The 7,524-nt window shown below is 57.4% G+C and carries 4 protein-coding genes and 2 pseudogenes; 1 reads left to right on the top strand and 5 read right to left on the bottom strand.

The features are described 5' to 3' along the window. Nucleotides 1–154: 154 nt before the first annotated feature. Together AC2VNK_RS00610 and htpG are read right to left on the bottom strand one after the other, a co-directional pair. Nucleotides 155–368: pseudogene (locus AC2VNK_RS00610) on the bottom strand (transposase); the annotation flags it as partial. Between the two features lie 126 nt (nt 369–494). After that, nucleotides 495–2,384 (bottom strand): molecular chaperone HtpG, encoded by a 1,890-nt coding sequence (gene htpG, locus AC2VNK_RS00605; RefSeq protein WP_486882437.1) that lies wholly within the window; start codon nt 2,382–2,384, stop codon nt 495–497. Between the two features lie 378 nt (nt 2,385–2,762). On the opposite strand from htpG, the pseudogene AC2VNK_RS00600 reads away from it, so the two are divergent. Beyond that, nucleotides 2,763–3,116, top strand: a pseudogene (locus tag AC2VNK_RS00600) (IS21 family transposase); the annotation flags it as partial. A 14-nt stretch (nt 3,117–3,130) separates the two neighbouring features. On the opposite strand, the gene AC2VNK_RS00595 reads toward AC2VNK_RS00600, so the two are convergent. Genes AC2VNK_RS00595 through AC2VNK_RS00585 form a run of 3 tightly spaced genes read right to left on the bottom strand, consistent with a single transcriptional unit; the run spans nt 3,131 to nt 7,400 of the window. Beyond that, complete coding sequence (locus AC2VNK_RS00595; protein ID WP_291508199.1) at nt 3,131–3,496, bottom strand: P-II family nitrogen regulator; 366 nt, start codon at nt 3,494–3,496, stop codon at nt 3,131–3,133. Next, on the bottom strand, nt 3,493–6,636 hold the full coding sequence (locus AC2VNK_RS00590) for a DUF2309 domain-containing protein (protein WP_486882436.1): 3,144 nt from the start codon (nt 6,634–6,636) through the stop codon (nt 3,493–3,495). Before AC2VNK_RS00590 ends, AC2VNK_RS00595 begins: the two co-directional genes overlap by 4 nt. Then, nucleotides 6,621–7,400, bottom strand: a complete 780-nt coding sequence (locus AC2VNK_RS00585; RefSeq protein ID WP_291525441.1) for a hypothetical protein — start codon at nt 7,398–7,400, stop codon at nt 6,621–6,623. Before AC2VNK_RS00585 ends, AC2VNK_RS00590 begins: the two co-directional genes overlap by 16 nt. Nucleotides 7,401–7,524 lie beyond the last annotated feature (124 nt).

Below are 7,524 nucleotides of genomic sequence, written 5' to 3'. Positions count from 1 at the left end.
CGTAACCCATTGATTTTTTGTTCTCCGGGTTTGGCATAAAATTTAATGTTTCATCCTGGCGTCTCGCGGATTTTCTGCCCCCTCGGGGTGCTCTTTACTTCCAGTGGCAGGTTGGCAGCGGCTGCCGACCATCAGCGGAATCACTGCCCACGATCGGCGGAATCGAAATCAGCATACGGACATGGTCCACCATCAGATGTCCCAGTTCTATCCGGCTTTCCTTATGCTGGGCCAAGGCCCGAAATACCTCCCCAAGATCATTCTGTAACTGACCGTACAACACCTTACCTTATGCTGGCACTTCGGAATAAACACTATATGATACCCCACCCCCACCTGCTGTGCCTTAGGCTCAATCCCTCGTCCATCGGTACCTCCTTCGTCGTGTGCTTGGCGGCTCGCAACGTCGGTTCTCCGATGGACTCCGCTATACGTCAAACATCTACTGTCACCCCGGCAGAGCCGGGGGATTTCCTGTTTTTGGTTAAGCAAGCTCAGCCTGCCAGCGCAAGCATCAACTGATTGATGCGGGCGACGAAACCGGCAGGATCTTCTAATTGCCCCCCCTCAGCCAGAATTGCTTGATCCAGCAGCAGTGCTGACCATTCGGCGAAGCGCGTATCGTCTTTTTCGCCTTCTATGCGTGCCAGCATGGGATGGGTCGGGTTGATCTCCAAGACAGGTTTGGTGCTGGATACTTCGTGGCCGGCCTGCTTGAGCAGTTGCTGCATGTACAGGGCCATGTCCCGCTCGCCTAGGACGATACAGGCCGGAGAACTGGTCAGACGATGGGAGACGCGCACAGCCTCCACCCGCTCGCCCAAGGCATTTTTGATGCGTTCCACCAAACCCTCAGCACCCTTTTCCGTTTCTTCCTGCGATTTGCGTTCTTCTTCGGTTTCAATGGCGCCCAGGTCAAGTGCACCTTTGGCGACGGATGTCAGTGCCTTACCCTCAAATTCGGGCAGATGGCTGGTCAGCCATTCATCTACGCGATCGCTGAGCAGCAATACTTCGATGCCTTTTTTGCGCAGCAACTCCAACTGCGGGCTGTTCTTGGCGGCAAGGAAGGAGTCCGCAGTGATGTAGTAAATTTTGTCTTGACCCTCGGCCATACGCGCGAGGTAATCAGCCAGCGATACATTTTGCGTGTCTGTGTCCGTGTGGGTGCTGGCGAAGCGTAGCAGCTTGGCGATCTGTTCGCGGTTGCTGTAATCCTCGCCCGGTCCTTCCTTAAGTGCCCGTCCGAATTCATTCCAAAACGTCTGATATTTTTCGGGCTCTTTCCCGGCCATTTCCTCGAGGAGACTCAGTATTCGTTTCACCGAACCGGAGCGCATCTGATCAATGACTCGGTTACCTTGCAGAATCTCGCGGGAGACGTTAAGAGGCAAATCGCTGGAATCGATCACACCGCGCACAAAGCGCAGGTAGCGGGGAAGGAGCTGCTCGGCATCGTCCATGATGAAGACGCGCTGCACATAGAGCTTGATACCGTGGGAATGGTTGTGATCCCAGAGATCAAAGGGTGCTTTGGCAGGAATGAAGAGTAAGGAGGTGTATTCCAGTCGTCCTTCAACATGGTTGTGGCTCCAGGTCAGAGGGTCGCCATAGTCGTGGCTGACGTAGCGATAAAACTCCTTGTACTCGTCGTCACTGATCTCGGACTTGGATCGTTGCCAGAGAGCGGAAGCCTTATTGACCGTTTCCCATTCGTCACCAGGTTTGCCATCTTCGCCTATTTTGCGCATACGGATCGACAGGGGTATGTGATCCGAATACTTGTTGATGATGCTGCGTAAGCGCCATGCGCTGAGCAGGTCCTGGCGTTCTTCCTCGCGCAGGTGCAAGACGATTTCGGTACCGCGCGCGGGCAGATCCAGGGTTTCCAGGGTGTAGGTTCCGGTACCGTCCGACTCCCAGCGAACACCATGCTCGGCCTCCATGCCGGCGCGACGCGTGTTCAGGCTGACGCTATCTGCAACGATGAATGCCGAATAAAAACCTACTCCGAACTGGCCGATCAGCTTGGCGTCTTTGGTCTGATCGCCGCTGAGGCGTTCAAAGAACTCTCGCGTTCCGGATTTGGCGATAGTGCCGATATGAGCAATCACCTCGTCGCGGTTCATGCCAATACCGTTGTCTCGCACGGTAATGGTGCCGGCCTCGGGATCGAAGTCCACCTCGACCTTGAGTTCGCTGTCACCTGTTAAAAGGGCAGGGTCGGCCAATGCCTCGAAACGTAGCTTGTCGCAGGCGTCAGAGGCATTGGAGATCAACTCGCGCAGAAAGATTTCTTTGTTGGAGTAAAGCGAATGGATCATCAACTGCAATAGCTGATTGATCTCGGTTTGAAATTGCATGGTTTCCTTGCTGGCGGCCATTATCTCTCCTGATGAAGTAACGGGGTTCGCGCAGAGAGCGAACGGTTGAATGTAAGCAGGCTGAAAGTGGTGCCTGCCAAAGGGAAAATCAAGGCCGCAGGTGCCTCATCCAAACCAGGCGCTGATGGGGATTCCTCGCGAGAGGATCGTTGGTGCGTATTCCGGGGCATCGTGGGCAGTGATTCTGATTGATGGTGGGCACCCGTTACGATTGATCGTGGGCACTTTTGTGGATTTTCCGGAATCGGTGCCCACGATGCCGGAACGGTGTCCCGGTTTCCCCTTGGCGAAAAGAAAACATTTTGGTCATTCATTGGCTTAAACAGCATCCTTGGCTCTTTTTACAGGAGATCCGGGATGCCCACACCGAGGATGACCATGAAGGCAATTCAAGAAGTAATCCGTTTACATGCTGCAGGCCTCAGCCAGCGGCAAATTGCGCAGGCCTGCCGTCTTTCTAAGGGAGCGATTGGCAAATATTTGCAGAAGGCCGAACAGGCCAGTATCTCTTGGCCTTTGCCTCCCGAAATGGACCCGGCAAAACTGGAAGCACTGCTTTTCCCCAGCCATCGGTCCGCCACTGTGACGGCGCCAGTGATGCCGGATTTTGCGGCCATCCACACGGAGATGCGGCGCAAGGGGATGACTCTGCAACTTTTATGGGAAGAGTATGTAGCAGCGCATGACGAACAGCGCGTCTATCAGTATTCCCAGTTCTGTGCTGCCGCACGGGTACGCGGTGACAGCTATGAAGGCGGCGTTACCGGCCAGCGCCCATTCGGGGCGCAATTCTTGAACTTGACCAAACGGCTCACCTGGATATCAGAAACGAACATTACCCCCTGATGCTTCTCGAAGAAGGGGGTGAAACCCTCGAGGATGGGCGAGACGAGTTCCTCGGGCACGGCGACAATGATCATGATGAGAACATCGTCCTCATTGAACATCAAATGACTCTCGTAGATACCGTGGCTGCCTTTGCCCGACAGGTTGCCCACGATCGAATAGCCCTTCACCCCCGCCCGATCGAGGAGATCGGTGGCAAAGTCACGATGGGCACCTTCAAGAATGATTTCGACCTTCTTCAAGGGATGGAGATTGAGGGTATTCATGCACTGGCCTCCAAAAGGGTTAGTCTCTGCTGCCGACCCGAATCCGGGTGGACCTGAAATTCGCCATCTTCCAACACCAGGGCGCGGTAGTCATCCTCAGGGTCGAGGACTATGACCCGCAGCCAGCCACCCATGATTAGCGCCTTGACCTTGGGTAGGCGACCTACGGCGGCCAAGACGAAAGGCGCCGGGGCCTCGACCAGGGCGATGAGCCGCACCGGCTCGTGATAGGGCTTACCATCCTTGTATATGGACTGGATGGGCAGACCGGTACGCAGATCGCTCTGATTGCCGGTCATCACCCCAAAGCGCCCAGCCACATTGTGGTACGCCTTACTCCCACTACCAAAGTGATGGACATCGACCGTCGAAAAATAATGCTCGAGGTTGATCCACTCGCCCACCACCACTGGTGCCGACAGAATGTTTTCGAGAAAGCGCCCCTTAGGGTCAAGGCGATAATCGTAGGATTGCAGGAAGGATCGGCCCTGTAGGTCTACCCCCTCGGTCAGATGCCGGCCACCGATGATGCCATAGAGATTGCGGGAGAGACCCCACTCCGGTCGCACCTGCGACCAATCGTGGGCACGGCGGCGTGCCATGGCCGCCGCGGCGTAGGGATCCTCGGCAAGTTTGCCTGTCGCTCCCAAGGTTGGCATCCGCTCTGCCGCCGTTCGTCGGGTTGCTGCCGCAAGACCATTGCGCAAACGCTCCAGATAGAGCAGGTGCCGAGCGGGCAGGAGGTCGAGATCGTAGAGATCAATCTGGTCCGTGGTAGTGTTATGGGTGGCTGGCAGGAACCAGGTATCATCGGGGATAACGACGCCATTCTCCGCCAAGCGCCGCCGTACCTCGGGCTTGTTGGCCATGGCGCAGATCACCCGGGCATTGGGCAGCCCTTTACCACCACCGCAGGCGCCACAGTCGAGAGCCGACTCGTAGGGGTTGTTCTGGGTCTGACTCTCATGGGCCACCATCAGAACGAAGCGCGAGAAATTGCGATTGAGTCCAGTCGAGAGCAGGGCCTGGGAGACATAGCGCACCTGCTCGTCGATACTGAAACCGAGGCGCCCAATGCGTTCCATCTGCAGGCTGGTTTCCTGCCGATCCACCCGATATACCGTGCGCAGCTTTTCGATGAACTCCGCTTCTGCCGCAGCCGCAAGCCCCAGACGTCTAGCCAAGGAATTCTGCCCCTCCTGATGACCCAAGACAATCTCACGTAACTCCCGAACCTCGTCATCGGTAACGCGATCGCGGCTCACGCCCAGCTCCTTACCCAAGGCCCGCACGATCATCGCCCGCTGCACCGCACGTATGATGGAGTCAGCCTGCTCGGCATTGAGCTTGTCCACCAGCAGACGGGTGGAAGGCTTTTCGGCATGCAGGCGCTGGTGGATCTCGTGATAGGTGACCGGCGCCACGGTCTTGCCGATCAGCCCCAGACTGAAGAGTAGACCCACCGCCTCTACCGCCACGAAGGGCGAGAGCACGGAGGATTTGAGGTCGTGCAGTACATGCTCCAGGGCCCCATACAGAGGTTCTTCCTCGAGATTCAGCTCGACGGTAATTTCGACGACGAGATTTCGCGGAGTCTGCACCGCTGGGCAGAGGTGGACTTCGCTACCCTTGCCATATTCCAGGTAGCCAATGGGCACCCCAAAGAATCCGGCAATGCCGAGGGTCTGGTAATCCCCCAGGGCCTCCAGATGGCGGCGCATAGGTTCGGAACGAACGTCGATGCAGAAGAAGGCCTGAGCGAAGGGACGCTTCTCCGGTTTGGACTCCGGCAGGTGCACCTTGCGCACCAGATCGGTGATGTAGTGGGACTCCATCGCTTTCAGCCAGTTAAAGCCTTCGCGCCTTTCCCAATTGCGCAAGATCTGCAGGAACTGCTCAATTTGGGTTGGATCCAGGGTCTTCAGGGCCTCTTCGGCCGTGGGAGAAACCCGCCGCGCCAGTTCCCGCAGGGCCTGGGCCTGCTGTCGCGCTTCATGGACCAGCTTGGCCTGAATGTAGTCCAGAGCCAGACCTTCGTAGCCCCGCTGCGAACGGCGGGCGAGCGCATCATCCACCCGCTGCGCCCAGCCGGGCATGATGGTCCCGCCATATAGTTCGAGCCGAAGATAGGCTGCGAAAGGGTCCTGCTCGACGAAGTCCTGGACGGCCTCGGCATCGCCCGGGCAAGCATGGTGTCGGGCCGCCTCCTGTAAGAGGGCCAGACCCAGCACCATACGCACCGCCAGGAAATCCGTGAGGTCTGCCGGATAGCGCGTGGCCCAGTAGTGGTGCTTGGCCATGCTGCGAAAGCGGATGAAGCCAGCCCAGCCATGCAAGCGAGTGAGCTGGCGAGTGATGTACTTCTGCCAGGATTCCTCGGGGATCTTGAGGAGCACGAGGATTTGGGCAATCACTCCTTCGGGGCTCTCAGAAGATGCGAGCAGCTCACGCAGATGCAGTCCGCGCAGGAAGAAGCGAACATTTCGCCATGCCACTTTCTTCCAAGCAAAGTAAAAGCCCTGCTCACGCCCCGGGGCCTGCCACGCCGACTGCCCCTCGTCAAAAAAGTCGAGGCAGCTTTTTACCAACAGGTCATTGAGGGTACTGCCGATGTCCGTACCGAAGAGACGATCCACATTGGCGTAAACTGGCCCGTCGTGAGCGATCTTGCGGGCCAGAAGGGTATGGAGCCCCTCGATTACTACTCTGCTGTCGAGCTTCGCTGAGCGCCCCCGCAGGACGGCCGCCAAGGCCTCGCCATCGAGCCAGTCGTGACTGGCTATCAGTCGTTCTGCAGAACACTCTGTGATCAATGTCCAGAGCCAGGCATCGACATCGATGCCTGGCAGATCCACCGCCTGATCTTCAACGAAGCGGCGCACATAGCGCCGCAGAGCAGAGTCATCCACTTTTCCTTCTCGACGGTAGCCCTGATAGTGCTGACGAGGTAGGTAGCCGCGCCCATTAAAAAGGCGACCCCCCTCCTCTACAGCCTCCTCGAAGGGCAAATGCTCCAGACCGAAAAGGGGATTGTGGTGAATGAAGGTGCGCATGGGCCAGAAACGCGGGATCGGCTCGCTGGCCACATAGATCATCGACCGGACCTTGAGCCGGTCACCCAAAGTCAGATTCCTGTCCATGCTCCACTCCAAATCAGTCCAGACAATGCGAAGAAAAACAGGACCACGGCCCCGGCCCAAGTGATTCCCAGACCCAGGTCAACCATGGGCTCACCCCGATAGATACCAAAAAGCAGGTCCTGCAGGAAACGGCCAGCGGACCAGCCCCAAATAAGGAGTAACAGAAGCAAAGGCCAGAGCCAAGCAAGATCGAGCCGGTGAAATACCTGCAAGAGTCCGAAAAAACTCGGAAAGATCGGAGTGGCCACAAGGGCCAGGGCACTGAGGGTGATGAGTGCCGAAAGACGTGGCAGAACCGTAGCCAGCCCACCTTGCAGACCCAGATAAGCTCCTCCCATGCGGTCACTGAGCATCCCCGCCCAGATCATCAGCAGGGCCGCGGGCAAAGACAAGGCCAGGACAAAAAGCGCGACACTGTGCACTTGGGCACCATTGGCCACCAGCAGCCAGCTCAAAGTCAGGCCAGAGCTCGCCATTAGCCGCGACCAAATACTGATTTCCCGAGCACTGACGGCACGAAAGGCGTAAAACACGCTGGTAAAGAGAACCAGCATCAGCCAGATCCGCTGCAGCGACAGGGGTAGCAGGAGCAAGGCCAAGGGACCTGTGTGGTAGAGCAGTAAAACTCCCAGCTGCGGGAGCACCAGGATGGCGAGGGCTCGCCCCCACGGGCCGGGGGCTGAGCCTATCAGACGATTGAATATCCAGCTCAAGGGGAAGACCGGGAGCAGGACGGCGGCAAGCAACAAAACGATCCACTCCATGGCCTCAGCTCCAGCGTAGCCAGACGTTGAGACGACGAGAAGCACTAAGCAGGAGCTGCGTCACTCGCACGTAGAGATCGTTGATGTAGAGCTCCCGGGACAGTAGGGCGTAAATGGCCAGATA

Source organism: Acidithiobacillus sp. TH-A35 (assembly GCF_057473505.1).
The sequence above is the reverse complement of the archived record's forward strand: the minus strand, read 5'-3'. Positions and strand labels throughout refer to the sequence as shown.

What these genes read in the sequence shown, in the direction of transcription:
- AC2VNK_RS00585 (WP_291525441.1), bottom strand. Translation starts at nt 7,400, where the DNA reads ATGGAGTGGATCGTTTTGTTGCTTGCCGCCGTCCTGCTCCCGGTCTTC.
- htpG (WP_486882437.1), bottom strand. Translation starts at nt 2,384, where the DNA reads ATGGCCGCCAGCAAGGAAACCATGCAATTTCAAACCGAGATCAATCAG.
- AC2VNK_RS00590 (WP_486882436.1), bottom strand. Translation starts at nt 6,636, where the DNA reads ATGGACAGGAATCTGACTTTGGGTGACCGGCTCAAGGTCCGGTCGATG.
- AC2VNK_RS00595 (WP_291508199.1), bottom strand. Translation starts at nt 3,496, where the DNA reads ATGAATACCCTCAATCTCCATCCCTTGAAGAAGGTCGAAATCATTCTT.